This window comes from Variovorax sp. dw_954 (assembly GCF_018449755.1).
GTDB lineage: Bacteria > Pseudomonadota > Gammaproteobacteria > Burkholderiales > Burkholderiaceae_C > Variovorax.
The window spans coordinates 173242-187517 of sequence record NZ_JAAVVD010000011.1; the positions used below are offsets into that span (position 1 = coordinate 173242).

Annotated in this window: 16 protein-coding genes; 7 read left to right on the plus strand and 9 right to left on the minus strand. The window is 64.1% G+C overall.

Annotated elements, in window-relative coordinates:
- The first annotated feature begins 103 nt into the window (after positions 1-103).
- Positions 104-439 (plus strand): H-NS histone family protein, encoded by a 336-nt coding sequence (locus HB681_RS18670; protein WP_213956362.1) that lies wholly within the window; start codon positions 104-106, stop codon positions 437-439.
- An 87-nt stretch (positions 440-526) separates the two neighbouring features.
- Here HB681_RS18670 and HB681_RS18675 read toward each other — a convergent pair whose 3' ends face one another.
- Positions 527-1513 carry an NADPH:quinone oxidoreductase family protein gene (locus tag HB681_RS18675; protein ID WP_213956363.1) on the minus strand — a complete coding sequence of 329 codons (987 nt, stop codon included), beginning with the start codon at positions 1511-1513 and terminating at the stop codon, positions 527-529.
- Between the two features lie 185 nt (positions 1514-1698).
- On the opposite strand from HB681_RS18675, the gene surE reads away from it, so the two are divergent.
- The 5 genes from surE (at position 1699) to rlmD (ending at position 6750) form a co-directional block, all read left to right on the plus strand.
- Entirely contained in the window at positions 1699-2457 is a 759-nt protein-coding gene (surE, locus tag HB681_RS18680; protein ID WP_213956364.1) for a 5'/3'-nucleotidase SurE, read from the plus strand.
- Entirely contained in the window at positions 2457-3233 is a 777-nt protein-coding gene (locus HB681_RS18685; RefSeq protein ID WP_213956365.1) for a protein-L-isoaspartate(D-aspartate) O-methyltransferase, read from the plus strand. The genes surE and HB681_RS18685 overlap by 1 nt, the downstream gene beginning before the upstream one ends.
- Positions 3234-3244: 11 nt before the next feature.
- Positions 3245-4204: a peptidoglycan DD-metalloendopeptidase family protein gene (locus HB681_RS18690; RefSeq protein ID WP_213956366.1), complete on the plus strand. Its 960-nt coding sequence runs from the start codon at positions 3245-3247 to the stop codon at positions 4202-4204.
- 102 nt (positions 4205-4306) lie between these two features.
- The gene (locus tag HB681_RS18695; protein WP_256354071.1) at positions 4307-5227 is read left to right on the plus strand and encodes a sigma-70 family RNA polymerase sigma factor; all 921 of its coding nucleotides are present in this window, start codon (positions 4307-4309) and stop codon (positions 5225-5227) included.
- 92 nt (positions 5228-5319) lie between these two features.
- On the plus strand, positions 5320-6750 hold the full coding sequence (gene rlmD, locus HB681_RS18700) for a 23S rRNA (uracil(1939)-C(5))-methyltransferase RlmD (protein WP_213956368.1): 1431 nt from the start codon (positions 5320-5322) through the stop codon (positions 6748-6750).
- A 99-nt stretch (positions 6751-6849) separates the two neighbouring features.
- On the opposite strand, the gene HB681_RS18705 is transcribed toward rlmD, so the two are convergent.
- The gene (locus tag HB681_RS18705) at positions 6850-7551 is read right to left on the minus strand and encodes a Bax inhibitor-1/YccA family protein (protein WP_213956369.1); all 702 of its coding nucleotides are present in this window, start codon (positions 7549-7551) and stop codon (positions 6850-6852) included.
- Positions 7552-7682: 131 nt separating this feature from the next.
- On the opposite strand from HB681_RS18705, the gene HB681_RS18710 reads away from it, so the two are divergent.
- Positions 7683-8090: a heme-binding protein gene (locus tag HB681_RS18710; protein WP_213956370.1), complete on the plus strand. Its 408-nt coding sequence runs from the start codon at positions 7683-7685 to the stop codon at positions 8088-8090.
- Positions 8091-8265: 175 nt separating this feature from the next.
- Here HB681_RS18710 and HB681_RS18715 read toward each other — a convergent pair whose 3' ends face one another.
- The 7 genes from HB681_RS18715 to HB681_RS18745 form a co-directional block, all read right to left on the minus strand.
- Complete coding sequence (locus HB681_RS18715) at positions 8266-8475, minus strand: hemin uptake protein HemP (protein WP_213956371.1); 210 nt, start codon at positions 8473-8475, stop codon at positions 8266-8268.
- Positions 8476-8571: 96 nt separating this feature from the next.
- Positions 8572-8985, minus strand: coding sequence for a biopolymer transporter ExbD (locus HB681_RS18720; protein ID WP_213956372.1), 414 nt, complete (start codon positions 8983-8985; stop codon positions 8572-8574).
- Positions 8986-8990: 5 nt separating this feature from the next.
- The gene (locus HB681_RS18725; protein ID WP_213956373.1) at positions 8991-9704 is read right to left on the minus strand and encodes a MotA/TolQ/ExbB proton channel family protein; all 714 of its coding nucleotides are present in this window, start codon (positions 9702-9704) and stop codon (positions 8991-8993) included.
- Between the two features lie 14 nt (positions 9705-9718).
- Positions 9719-10384 carry an energy transducer TonB gene (locus HB681_RS18730; RefSeq protein ID WP_213956374.1) on the minus strand — a complete coding sequence of 222 codons (666 nt, stop codon included), beginning with the start codon at positions 10382-10384 and terminating at the stop codon, positions 9719-9721.
- Positions 10385-10516: 132 nt separating this feature from the next.
- Positions 10517-10789, minus strand: coding sequence for a (2Fe-2S)-binding protein (locus tag HB681_RS18735; protein WP_213956375.1), 273 nt, complete (start codon positions 10787-10789; stop codon positions 10517-10519).
- Positions 10790-10916: 127 nt separating this feature from the next.
- Positions 10917-11597 (minus strand): Fe2+-dependent dioxygenase, encoded by a 681-nt coding sequence (locus HB681_RS18740; protein ID WP_213956376.1) that lies wholly within the window; start codon positions 11595-11597, stop codon positions 10917-10919.
- Positions 11598-11688: 91 nt separating this feature from the next.
- Positions 11689-14061, minus strand: a complete 2373-nt coding sequence (locus tag HB681_RS18745) for a catecholate siderophore receptor Fiu (RefSeq protein ID WP_213956377.1) — start codon at positions 14059-14061, stop codon at positions 11689-11691.
- Positions 14062-14276: the final 215 nt, after the last annotated feature.

A 14276-nucleotide genomic window follows, 5' to 3' on the forward strand; every position in this document is an offset into this window, starting at 1 on the left:
GCGCCCGTCTTCACGACGGGCGCGTTTTTTTGCGTTTGCCAGTTGGAAGCGTTATTTTTTTGAATTAGAATTTTTTCTTTTCAAAATAGAGAAAGCAGGCCAAATGTCCTCTCTTGCCGATATCAATTCCCAGATCAAGAAGCACGACGAGCAGATCGCGCAATTGCGCAAGCAGGCCGAGGAGCTTCGCAACCAAGAGCGCGCCTCGGTGATCGACGACATCCGGGCGAAGATTGCGGAATACGGCCTGAGCGCTGCCGATCTCAAACTCGTGACGCGCGGTGCAGCCGGCAAGCGCTCCGGTGCAGCGCCCGCAAAGGCCGCCGTCAAATACCGCGGTCCGAATGGCGAGGGTTGGTCGGGTGGTCGTGGTCGCAAGCCGCGTTGGGTGACCGAAGCACTGGCTGCCGGCAAGTCACTCTCCGACTTCGAAATTTGAGCGACGCCCCGGCCTCAAAAGAAAAGCCCGCATCGCGGGCTTTTTCAATGGTGCACCGCCATCGAGTGGCGATCTGCGTGAGCCGTGTCAGTTCACCATCACCAGCTTGCCCTTGACACCGCGTGAGCCCATGTGCGCATAGGCGGCCTTGAGGTCTGCCATGGGCATGGTGCTGTCGATCACGGGCTTGATCTTGCCCTGACCGTACCATTGGGCCAATTCGGCCATCATTGCCGCATTGGCCTTGGGTTCCCTTTTGGCAAAGTCACCCCAGAACACACCCACCAGCGACGCGCCCTTGAGCAGCATCAAATTCAAGGGCAGAGCGGGAATGGGGCCCGCTGCAAATCCAACCACCAAATAGCGGCCACGCCAACCGATCGACCTGAACGCGGGCTCGGCAAAGTCGCCGCCGACCGGATCGTAAATAACATCCGGGCCTTTGCCGTCGGTCGCTGCTTTGATGGCATCGCGGAAGCCGTTCGGCAAGGCATGCGTCGTGTAATTGATGGTGATATCGGCGCCGATGGACTTGCACAGTTCGCATTTCTCATCGGTCGATGCCGCTGCAATCACGCGGGCGCCGGCGGCCTTGGCAATCTGTATTGCGGCCGTGCCGACGCCGCCCGCCGCGCCCAATACCAGCACGGTCTCGCCGGCCTTGAGTTGGGCCCGATCCATCAATGCATGCCACGAAGTGGCGTAGATCATGATGAAAGCGGCCGCATCCACATAGCCGAAGCCATCGGGCAAGGGCATGCATAGCGCGGCCGGCGCCAGCGTGTGCGTGCCAAAGCCGCCGGTGCCCGACAGGCAGGCCACGTTCTGGCCAACCTTGAGGTGGCTCACGCCTTCACCCACAGCCTGGACGACGCCGGCATATTCCGAGCCCGGCACGAAGGGCAGGGGCGGCTTCATCTGGTACTTGTTCTGGACGATGAGCAGATCGGGGAAGTTCAGGCTGGCAGCCTTGATCTCGATCAGCACCTGGCCGGGGCCGGGTTGCGGTGTGGGCAGTTCCTTCCAGGTCAGCGCATCGACGCCGATCGGGTTTTCGCAAAGCCATGCGTGCATGTCAGGCCTCCTGCCGGGCTGCCCCGAGGGAGGCTGCGGCCCCCTGGGGGGCAATGAATACACGAAGTGATGAATGTCGGGGCATAGGTTGAGTCTCCTTGGGGCGGCCATGATACGGTTGCTCTCCTTCGGCCCAATGTCTCTGGCGTGACCGGACGCAACCCTAGAATGCCCGCATCAACGCCATGAAAATTCTCATCTCCAACGACGACGGGTACCAGGCGCCCGGCATCGTCGCGCTGCACGCCGCACTGAAGGACATTGCCGATGTCGAGGTCGTCGCACCGGAGCACAACAACAGCGCCAAGTCGAACGCATTGACGCTGGCCGCCCCGCTCTATGTGCATGCTGCGCACAACGGCTTCCGGTATGTGACCGGGACGCCCGCGGACTGCGTCCACATTGCGCTCAAGGGCCTGCTCGGCTACCGGCCGGACCTGGTCGTCTCGGGCATCAACAATGGCGCCAACATGGGTGACGACACCATCTATTCAGGGACGGTCGGCGCGGCGATGGAGGCGTATCTCTTCGGCATCCCGGCCATAGCGTTCTCGCAGACCGAAAAGGGTTGGGCGCACATCGATGCGGCGGCCGAGGTCGCTCGGCGATTGGTGCTGCAGATCGAGCGCGAGCGCATGCTCGAAGGGCCTGCCTTTCTGCTGAACGTGAACGTGCCGAACCTGCCCTTCGCCGAATTGCAGGCTACCAGGGTTTGCCGGCTCGGTCGGCGTCATTCGGCGGAGAAGGTCATCACGCAAGACAGTCCGCGCGGCGAAACCATGTACTGGATCGCCGGTGCCGGCAGCGCCAAGGACAGTGGCGAAGGCACCGACTTCCATGCCACATCGCTTGGGCATGTCGCGCTGACGCCGTTGCAGATCGACCTGACCGATCACGCAAACCTCGGCGCCTGGCGCGACGCGGTTGCCCGTCTCACGAACTGATGGCCACGCAGCGTCCGAGTTTCCCGGTCCGGCTCAAGCCGACCGCTTCCGCGGCCACGCAAGGCCGCACATCCGCGGTGCCGGTGCGGCCCGCCGTTCTCAGCAGCACGCCGTCGATGGCGTCGGACGCGGTGCGCGCCCGCATGGTGCAAAGGCTTGCGGCGCAAGGCGTCGCCGACACGCGCGTGTTGCGCGCAATGGGCTCCGTCGAGCGCCACCGTTTTGTTGACAGTGCGCTGGTCAACCAGGCCTACGAGGACACGAGCCTTCCGATCGGCCTGGGCCAGACCATCTCCAAGCCGAACGTCGTCGCCCGCATGATCGAACTGCTCCTGGGCGCGCCTGCCCTGAACGGCAAGCCGAGCGATCGGCTCGGACGCGTGATGGAGATCGGCACCGGATGCGGCTACCAGGCTGCCGTGCTGAGCCATGTCGCGAGCGAGGTCTACAGCATCGAGCGCCTGCGCGGCCTGCACGAGAAAGCGCGCGCCAATCTGCGCCCGTTTCGCATTGCAACGGTGCACCTGTTGCTAGGCGACGGCATGATCGGTTACGCCAAGGGTGCGCCGTACGCAGGCATCATCGCGGCAGCGGGCGGCGAGTCAGTGCCGGAAGAATGGGTTTCGCAACTCGCGGTGGGTGGGCGTATCGTGGCGCCGACACACGCCATCTCGGGCGGACAAGCGCTCGTCGTGATCGACAAAACCGCCGGCGGCGTGCAGCGGCGCGTTCTTGAGGCGGTCCACTTTGTCCCCCTAAAATCGGGAATTGCTTGAAGGAAGAACTAATGCAGGGTATTGGCAATCGGAGCTGGGTCGCCGGCGTTGCGCTGGGGTTGACGCTCGTGATTGCGGGTTGTGCCACGCCACGCAGTCCCGCGCCCGTCGAGGACCGTGGCGTGATGACGAGGACGCCAGCAGCTTCCGTACCGGTTGTCCCCAACCCCGGTGGCTCGCCGTTGACCGTCGACCAGCAGGGTCGCCCGCTGGCTGGCATCGAGAACTACGGCAAGCCCGGGTACTACGCGGTGCGTCCCGGTGACACCATTCGCCGCATCGGCATGGACACCGGACAGCGCTGGCAGGACATCGCGCGCTGGAACAACCTTGAAAACCCCGATCAGATCGAAGTAGGCCAGGTGTTGCGCGTCATCCCGCCACCAGGCGGTGGTGCTACAGCGCCGACATCGGTTGCAGCGATCCCCTCGGCCGCCACGACGGTGCCCAGCACGACGACGGCCGCCGCCCCTGCCGTCGCGGCCACGGGGGCCGCGAGTGCCGCCGCCATCGCTGCGACTGCGGCTGCCGCGGCGCCCGCGCCAGCCAAGCCGCCTGTCACGACATCGTCAGTCGCCCCCGCGGCGGCGGCTTCGGGCGACGAGGACGTGGGCTGGATCTGGCCGGCCCAGGGCAGCCTGGTCGCTGGCTTCGACGAGGTCAAGAACAAGGGCCTGGACATTGCCGGCAAGGCCGGCGAGCCGGTGCTTGCGGCCGCTGATGGTCAGGTGGTGTATGCGGGTGCCAACCTGCGCGCCTATGGCAACCTGATCATTCTCAAACACAACAGTACCTACCTCACGGCGTACGCCCACAACCAGACGCTGCTGGTGAAGGAAGACCAGACGGTGCAGAAGGGCCAGAAGATCGCGGAGATGGGTAACAGCGGGACTGACCGCGTCAAGTTGCATTTCGAGATCCGCCGCCAAGGCAAGCCGGTCGATCCGGCCCGCTACCTGCCGCCTCGATAGCGACGTGCGCCCCGCCCCGGTCGAGCACAGGGGCGAGAGGCGACGGATTGCCAATGTGATCTCGCACAACGCCTGCGGATGCCGCTGGCTTGGAGGGAACAGATGGAGTCCCAAAGCGACGAGGACCCGCAGCGCCTCGCGGGTCAGGAACCCTTGCCGGGGCTTGAAGGTGGCGACTCGCTGACGCGCTACCTGCGTGAAGTCCGGCGCACGCAGCTCTTCACTTCCGCCGAGGAATTCCAGACCGCGTGCGCGGCCCGCGCGGGCGACTTTTCGGCGCGCCAGTCGATGATCGAGCACAACCTTCGGCTGGTCGTCAACATCGCCAAGGGCTACCTGGGCCGCGGGGTGCCGCTTGCCGATCTCATCGAAGAGGGCAACCTCGGGCTGATGCACGCCATCACCAAGTTCGAGCCTGAGCGTGGCTTTCGCTTTTCGACGTATGCGACATGGTGGATACGCCAGTCGACCGAGCGTGCCGTGATGAACCAGGGTCGCGCGATCCGCTTGCCGGTGCACGTGGTGCGGGAACTGCAGCAGGTGCTGCGTGCGCGGCGATCACTCGAAGGCGATCCCGATTTTGCCGCGCGTCGCCCTGAGGGCGTCCGCGTCGAAGACATCGCCGCGCTGCTTGGCCGTGACGTGCAGGAGGTGAGCGATCTGCTGGTGTTGGCCGAGACGCCGCGCTCGCTCGGCGCCGGCGGCGAGCATGGCGGCGAAGACGGTTTCAGCCTGGCTGACACGATTCCCTCCGATGACGAAACAACTGATCCGTCCGGCGTGACGCAATCGCATGAAGTCGAGCGGTTGCTCGACAACTGGATCGAGACGCTCAGCGGCCGCGAGCGCGAGGTGCTGGAAGGTCGCTACGGCTTGCATGATCGAGAGCCTGAAACGCTCGAAGTACTGAGCGTGCGTCTCGGCCTCACGCGCGAGCGCGTGCGCCAGATCCAGAACGAGGCGCTGGCCAAGATGCGCCGCCACCTGACGCGCGCAGGCATTGGGCGCGACGCACTTTTTTGAGGCGACGACGGACCCGGCGCCGCGCGGTGCGCCAGTACCCCCTTGCTGCGTCGAGCCGATGACAGTGCATGCGGCGCTGAGACAATCGGCGCATGACAACAGAAACAGCAGAGAAGAAGGCGCCGCCGTCCCCCGATGAGTGGCTGCAAGTCGAGTCCCTCGACCTGGACGCGCAAGGTGTCGCACACAAGTCCGATGGCAAGGTGGTTTTCATCGAAGGCGCATTGCCTTTCGAGGAAGTGCAGATCAAGGTCTTGCGCAAGAAAAACAACTGGGAGCAGGGCGTGCTCACCGCATTGCAGCGCGAGTCTTCGCAACGCGTGCGCCCCGGCTGCCAGCATTTCGGGCTGCATGCCGGCGCATGCGGCGGTTGCAAGATGCAGCACCTCGACGCCGCCGCCCAGGTGGCCGTCAAGCAGCGCGCGCTGGAAGATGCGCTGTGGCACCTCGGCAAGGTCAAGCCGGACAACATGTTGCGACCCCTGGAAGGGCCATCGTGGCACTACCGCTACCGCGCGCGGCTGTCGGTGCGGCACGTGATCAAGAAGGGCGTGGTGCTGATCGGCTTCCACGAGCGCAAGAGCAGCTACGTGGCCGACATGACCGAGTGCCCGGTGCTGCCGAAACAAGTGAGCGACCTGCTGGTGCCACTGCGCGGCCTCATCGATTCGATGGAGGCGCGGCAGACCTGCCCGCAGATCGAACTGGCTTGCGGCGATGCGCCTGGTGGTACGACGCTCGGTGTGATCGCGCTGGTGCTGAGACACCTCGAGCCCCTGGCCGCAGCCGACATCGCACGACTGCGGGCCTTTGCGGCCGCGCATCCCGCCGTCCAGTGGTGGCTTCAGGCCAAAGGCCCGGAAACGGTCAAGCTGCTTGACGAAGGCGGTGCGACGCTGTCTTACGATCTGCCAGATTTCGGCATCAGCATGCCGTTCAAGCCCACCGATTTCACTCAGGTGAACCCGCACATCAACCGCGTGCTCGTCACGCGCGCACTGCGCATGCTCGGCGTGCGCCGCGAAGAGAGGGTGATCGACTGGTTCTGCGGACTCGGCAATTTCACACTGCCGCTGGCCACCTGTGCCGGCGAAGTGCTGGGCATCGAGGGCAGCGACACGCTGGTCGCGCGCGCCAACGAGAACTTCATGCGGAACCAGGCTGCCGCGCCCGCCGGCCGCCCGTTGAGCCCGACCCGTTTCGTCTCGCGCAACCTCTTCGAGATGACGCCGGAAATGCTGATCGCCGATGGCCGTGCCGATCGCTGGCTGGTCGATCCGCCGCGCGAAGGCGCCTTCGCGCTGGCCAAGGCGGTGGCCGAGTTGCACCAGCAACCCGAACGCCGCGGCGACTGGACACCACCGAAGCGCATCGTCTATGTGAGTTGCAACCCGGCCACCCTGGCGCGCGACGCGGGTCTGCTGGTGCACCAAGGCGGCTACCGCTGCAGCAGCGCGGGAGTGATCAACATGTTCCCGCATACGGCACACGTCGAGTCGATGGCTGTCTTCGATCTCGAATAGTCCGCGATGCAAATGGAAAAAGGGGCCGAATGGCCCCTTTTTCATGTGCGCTCCGAGAGCGCTCGATCAAGCGAGGCACCTCGCGGGCACCTGCGCAATTCAGTCGCGTTCGCCGCCGAAGATGCCCAGCAATGCCAACAGGCTCTGGAACACGTTGAACAAGTCCAGGTAGAGCGAGAGTGTTGCGCTGATGTAGTTGGTTTCCCCGCCGTCGATGATCTGCTTCAGGTCATACAGCATGTAGGCCGAGAAGATGCCGATTGCGGCGACCGAGATGGCCAGCATGCCGGCGGTGGATCCAACGAATATGTTGATGATCGAGCCGATGAACAGCACCATCACGCCGACGAACAGGAACTTGCCCATGCCTGAAAGGTCGCGCTTGATCACCGTCGCCAGGGAAGCCATCACGAAGAAGACGCCCGCCGTGCCGCCGAAAGCCGTCATGACGAGTTCCGGGCCGTTCTTGAAACCGAGCACCTGCGCGATCAGGCGCGAGAGCATCAGGCCCATGAAGAAGGTGAAGCCGAGCAGGACCGGCACGCCGGCGGCCGAGTTCTTGGTCTTTTCGATCGCGAACATGAAGCCGAATGCGCCTGCAAGGAAGACCATCAGCCCGAGCCCGCCACCGAGGCGCATGGTAATGCCGGTCTGTACGCCGATCCAAGCGCCCAGCACGGTGGGAATGAGGCTCAGGGCCAGTAGCCAATAGGTATTGCGCAGCACGCGCTGTCGCTCTACCTGCGGTAGCGCCTGGCCGTAGCCGGCAGCGACGTCGATGGAAGTGACGCGGTCGTTCATCTTGAAATGCTCCTTTGGTACTGCTGACTGCAGTTGGGCGCATTTTAGGGGTCTGCAAGGGGGGCTCAGCAAAAACCGCGCCGACCTGTCGCCGTTATGCTTGAGCGTTCACTTCGCAACATACATCGATCATGAAGACCAAGTCCTATCTCGAACTTGCCGACGTCAAGGCCATCGCCGCCGGTGCCGAGGCGGAAGCGCTCAAGAACAACTGGGCGGTGACCATCGCCATTGCCGATGACGGCGGCAATCTGCTGTGGCTGCAGCGCCTCGATGGCGCCAATGCCCTGTCGGCGCACATAGCGCCCGCCAAGGCGCACACCGCCGCCATGGGCCGGCGCGACAGCAAGGGCTACGAGGACATCATCAACGGCGGACGCACTGCCTTCCTGACCGTGCCGGCGCTGCACGCCATGCTCGAAGGCGGCGTGGCCATCGTCAAGGACGGGCAGGTGATCGGCGCGGTGGGCGTGAGCGGCGTCAAGTCGAATGAGGATGCGCAGGTCGCCCAGGCCGGCATCGCTGCCATCGGGCTCTGATTTCTCGCTGCCGCCATGCAAAACGCCGACCCCATGGTCGGCGTTTTCATTTGGCTGTCATCGTGAAAAAAAGCTTGGCTAGTCGGCGAACCGTTGGCTAGCAAAAAACGACCTTTGGAGAATTGCTCTCCTCGGTCGCCCCACGATGAAACTTGCCCGGGGCGGCAGGCCGGCCCTACTTGGTGAGGATCAGCTTGCCCAATTTGGTGGCTTGAAGTCGGTACAGCGATCCGTTGTGCAGGATGCCCACCGTCTTGTTACCTTGCAGCAGCGCCGCGCTTTCAACCAGCGGCACGGGTTTTTCGCCGGGCGCCACGCCTCGGCCATCTGACCGATCCAGCGACGGATGGCTCAGCACTGAAAAGGAGGTCAGGGTGGTTTGCATGGCGAGGACCTTTGCTGAATCGATAAGGTAATGATAATGATTCGCAATACATTTGTCAATCGAAATGATCGAGAAATGCAGTCGAGGGGCTCTTGACTACTTCGCGTCGGGTTCGGTGATGAAGCCGATCTTGCGCACGCCCGCCTCGCGCGCCGCAGACATCGCCTTGGCCACGCGCTCATAGCGGACGTCCTTGTCGCCGCGGATGTGCAGTTCGGGCTGGGGCTCTTTCGCGGCTTCTGCAGCGAGGCGCGGTTCCAGCTCGGCGTCGCTGACGGGCTGGTCGTTCCAGAAGTAGCTGCCGTCGGCCTTGATGCTGAAAACGATGTTCTCGGGCTTGGTCAACTCGCGCTCGCTGCTGGCGCGCGGCAGGTCGATGGCGACGGCGTGCTTCATCACGGGCACGGTGATGATGAAGATGATGAGGAGCACCAGCATGACGTCGACGAGCGGCGTCATGTTGATCTCGTTCATCACCTCATCGGGTTCGTCCTGGGTTCCGAAAGCCATGGCGCTCAGCCTTTCTTGAGCGGCAGCACGGTGGCCGGCTCGCTGCTCTGGACTCGGGCGCCCGTCACGAAGTAGGCGTGCAGGTCGTGGGCAAAGCTGTTGAGCTTGGTCAGCACGAACTTGTTGCCGCGCACCAGCGCGTTGTAGCCGAGCACGGCGGGAATCGCCACGGCCAGGCCCAGCGCCGTCATGATCAGCGCCTCGCCGATCGGGCCGGCGACCTTGTCGATGGTCGCCTGCCCGGCAGTGCTGATGCTCATCAACGCGTGGTAGATGCCCCAGACGGTTCCGAAAAGGCCGATGAACGGCGCGGTGGAGCCAACAGAGGCCAGGATGGCCAGTCCGGTCTGCAGGCGCGCGGTGAATTCGTCGATGCCGTTGCGCAGGCAGCGGGTGACCCAGTCGCTCACGTCCAGCGTGTCGTGCAGGTGCGCCTTGGTGTTGCGATGGTGCGCGGTCGCTTCGCGGCCCTCCAGCGCGAGGGCGCGGAACGGGTTGCTGTCGTCCTTGCCCAGCTTGTTCAGCGCGGTGGCGAAGTCTTCGCTGTGCCAGAAGTCTGACGAGCCGCGCGCCAGACGCTTGTAGCGAATGACGTCCAGCGCCTTGACCAGGATGACGATCCAGGACGCAAGCGACATGCCGATCAACAGCAGCGCAACGCCGCGTGTGACGATGTCGCCCTGTGCCCAGAGGTTCATCAGTCCAAATTGGGAATCCATGTGTTGCTCCAGATCTACTCGGGTTTCGTGAAATTGATGGGCGCCAGGAAGTAGCGCAGCGTTTCGTCGCTGGCGCCGGGGCGGTTCAGCGGGGTGATTTGGGACTTCAGGACGGCATCGCGCGCGGCCTGGTCCAGCCGTTCGTAGCCGCTGGATGTCCGGATTTCGGCGCGTTTCGGAAAGCCGGCGTTGTTGAAGTACACGGCGATGACGACGCGGCCGTATTCGCCCATGCGTGCGCTCATCCGGGGATATTCGCGGGGCGGTTCGCGCACCCACTGAACATCGCCTTCCGACAGGTTGATGATGCGTGGCGGCGCAGGTGGCGCGGGTGGAGGCGGTGCTGGTGGGGCTGGCGGCTCGGGGGCGGCGACCGGCGCGGGTGGCGGTGGCGGCTCGACCGAGCCGGTCGGCGCGTTGGGCGCAGGCGGCGCGGGCGTGCGAATGGCCTGCGGACGCGGCGGCGGCGGGGTCTTGGTGATCTCGCGTTTCACCTGGGGCGGTGGCGGCGGTGGAGGAGGCGGAGGCTCTGCCGGCTTGGGCGGCGCGATCAGCTCGCTGAGGATCTCGACCGGGATCACCACTTCGGCGGCCTTGCGGATCAACCCGGTCTGGAGCGCCCAGAGGGCAGCGAGATGGAACACCACCACGCCACTGGCGATGACGGCATTGCGGGACATCCCCGCAGGAGCATTGAAGCGGTCAGACACGTTCGATCTTTTCGACAAGATGGGCCGCGTGATGCGCCCGGATGCAGCAAACGAACCGCTAGGTTTTTCGAAGAATCCACCAGGCCGAGCCGGCCACGAAAATCAGGCTGCCGCCGAGTGTTGCGAAGAGTTCCATGACTTGCTGCCCTTGATGGAGTTGGCAAGCTGGATCACTTGTGCCTCGTCGCCGCGATGAATCGCGGCAACCGGATGCGAGGCGCTGCACTGCGCGACCAGATCGCGCGCACATCCTTCGCACTGGCCACATTGGGTGGCCACGCCAAGTTCGAATTGCACTTCGTCGAAAGTCATGCCGGCTCGCGCATGACGCGCGATTTCTCGGTCGGACACTCGGCGGCAGACACAGACGATCATGGCGAAGAGGCAGCGGTTGGCTGGCTGTTGGTGAAGACCTGATTATAAATACGAATCTCTCGCATTTGCAATAACTATGCGATTGGCGGGGTCGGGCCGGGCCTTCCGCGAGGCGCAACCACACGCTTCAGACTTCCGACCAGAGCCTCAGCAGGTTGTGGTAGTGGCCGGTCAGGGCGACCGTCTCATCGCATTCGCCGATGCGCGCGCGCAGCTTCTGGATCTGCTGGTCGAGCTCGAACAGCATGGCGCGCTGGTGGTTCTCGCGCACCATGCTTTGCACCCAGAAGAACGAGCACACCCGCGCACCCTGCGTCACCGGCTGGACGCGGTGCAGGCTGGTCGAGGGGTACACGATGAGGTCGCCTGCGGGCAGCTTGACCTCGTGCGTGCCGTAGGTGTCGACCACTTCGAGTTCGCCGCCTTCGTATTCCTCGGGTTCGCTGAGGAAAAGGGTGCAGGACAAGTCGGTGCGCAACTGCTCGCCGGTGCCGGGCACGGAGCGCACCGCGCCGTCCACGTGCAGGCCGTAGTGCTCGCCGCTTTCATAGCGGTTGAACAGCGGCGGCACGAAGCGCAGTGGCAGTGCAGCGGAGAAGAAGAGCTGGTTGCGCGACAGGGCCGTTAGCACGCTCTTGCCCAACTCGCGGCTCACGGAAGAGTGTTCCGGCAACTGGCGATTGCGCTTGACCCTCGCACCTTGCTCGCCGACGGTTTGCCGGCCGTCGACCCAATCGGTGGCCTGGAGCGCGGTGCGCAGGCCACGCACCTGCTCCGGCGTGAGCACATCCGGGACATGAAGCATCATTTTTCGGGGTACCTCACAAGAAGAAAAGGCCCCGGCGGTGAAGCCGGGGCCCGAGTGTCGCACCGCGTCCAGCGCAGTGCGTTGTGATAGATCAGAACGTGAAGTTGGCCATGATCCGGCCCGAGCGCGGCGTACCCGGCAGGTAGCGGTAGCCGCTCTTGTTGATGGCCCCGACGTATTCCTTGTCGGCCAGGTTGTAGACGTTCAGCTGAATGTCGACGTTCTTGTTGATGCGATACGACGCCATCGCGTCGAACACCCAGTAGGCGTCGACGTAGGCCGGTGTGCCGACGGCAGCGTCATAGCCGCGCGTGAGCTTGCCGTTGTAGCGCGCGCCGCCGCCGATCGTCAGGCCGAACGGAAACACGTAGGTGGTCCAGGCGCTGAATGCGTTCTTCGGCGTGTAGGCCACCACCGCGATGGTGTCCGCCACGTTGGTGGTGCCATCGACCTTCGTGTCCTGCGTGGTGAATCCGGCGCTCACGCCCCACGCATTGGTGATGGCGCCGGCCACGCCCAGTTCAATGCCCTGGACGCGCTTCTTGCCGGTCTGGTAGTAGACGGTCGGGTTGGTCGCGTCCTGCACCACTTCGTTCTTCACGTTGGTGCGATAGAGCGCGGCCGTCAGCGAGAGCTTGTTGTTCAGGATGTCCCACTTGGTGCCGACTTCATAGGTCTCCGCTTCTTGTGGCTTGAAGTCGGTGCGTGCGGCGCTGTTGCCCGTGCCGCTCGCTGCCAGGGCGAAGTTGGAGCCACCCGGGGGCTGGGCGCCGTTGCTGTAGCCGGCGTAGATGCTGCCGTTGGGGGCTGGCTTGTAGACCAGGCCGAGCTTGCCGGTAAGCAGGTTGTCCGACGTATTCAGGCTGGTCGGGACCAGCGTGCCCACGGGCAGCGACGGGAAGGTCGTTGCCGTCGAGAGCGTCCTCGCGTCGAAGTCGGTCTTGTAGTGCTCGTAGCGCAGCCCGCCGGTGAGCGACCATTGCTCGTTGAACTTCATGGTGTCGAACACGTAGCCGGCGACCGTCGTGGTCGTGCCGTCGCTGTCGGCGCCGCTGCGAAGGCGGTTGTAGCCTGTCACGTACGGCTGGGGCGCATAGAGGTTGGCGGCTGGCCAGAACCCGTTGTTGACGGGGCGGCCGTTGAACGTGGCGTTCGGGCCGAAATAGCCGAGCGCTTGCTGCTCCTCGCGCATCAGTTCGAGGCCGACGTTCATCGTGTGCGAGAACGAACCCGTGTTGAACCTGGTGCTGACGTTGGTCTGGTTGACCAGGATCGTGTTTTCCTGGTTCTTGTTGGTGGGCAGGTTCCGGGTGACGGTCCAGCCCAGGGGGTTGGCCGGATTCGGCGTGGCCAGGAAGCCGGTGGTCGGCAGCGGCGGAGGCAGCCCGTTGGCCGCGAGGCCACCTGCCTGGAACGAGGTCAGCATGTAATCCTGCGTCGTCTTGCCGTAGCGCGTGGTGTTGCGCAGCTTCGTGTCGGGCGTGAAGTCGTGTTCCACGCGTGCCGTGAACATGTCCGACTTCACCTTGTCGAAGTCGGAACTGGTGCCGTAGAAGTTGCTGGAGTCGACCGGCTGCGCGTAGTTCAGGAAAGTGCGGCGACGCGCTCCGAGCGACAGCGGATCGGGGTTGGTGTAGCCGGGCAGGCCGACGGTGGGAACGCCGCCGTCCGGGATGTTGTTCTGGTCGATGTGGACGTAGTCGAGGTACACGCGCGTCGGCGAGTTCAGGCCGAATGCCAGCGAGGGCGCAATGCCCCAGCGCTTGTTCTTGACGAAGTCGCGGCCGGCCACGTCGGTGTCCTCGGCGACCGCGTTCAGGCGGAAGGCGGCGCCGATGCCGTTCTCTCCGCTCAGCGACTTGTTCCAGTCGACGTTGCCGCGCTTGTAGTTGGCGCTGCCGAAGCCCAGCGAGCCGTAGAAGCTGTCTTGTGTTTGCGGCTTCTTGGTGATCATGTTGATGTAGCCGGTCGGCGCGGTGCGGCCGATGTCGACGCCAGCCGCACCCTTGACCACTTCGACCTGCTCGATGTTGAAGGTGTCGCGGGACACGGTGCCCAGATCGCGGATGCCGTCGACGAAGATGCTGCTGGAGGTGTCGAAGCCACGCAGGTAGATCGAGTCGCCGGTGCTGGTGTTGCCGTTCTCACCGAGGTAGAACGCGCCTGCGCCGGGGGTGTTGCGCAGTGCTTCGGTGAGCGTCGTGGCGCCTTGCTCGCGAAGGATCTGCTCCTTGATCACCTGCACGGTCTGTGGCGTGTCGACCAGGGGCGCGGTGAACTTGGGGTTGGCGGAGGTGTCGGCCTTGTAGTCGACAGCTGGGCCCTGGACCTGGATTTCCTTGAGGGTGCCGGTCGTCTGGGCGACTGCCGGCGAGGCAAACGCGACGAGGGTGGCTGCAGCGACGCTGCCAAAGGGGGGAACGGCACGCGCAACCGCGTGCTTGCGACTCTTGATGTACGCCATGAGAGAACTCCGGAATGAAGATGGGAAATCGTCTCGACTGGCGGGTCTGGCATTGCGCGGCCAAGGGCAGCAAGCAGATTAGCTGGGTCAGAGGGGCTGAAGCGCCCGAGGCCAAATGATAACCAATCGCATTCAGATTTTGTTCATCTAGTAGCAACTATTTCTGCGAAATGGCTCGCGCGTTGCATGACAGACACAATGCGTTAACCGGGAGG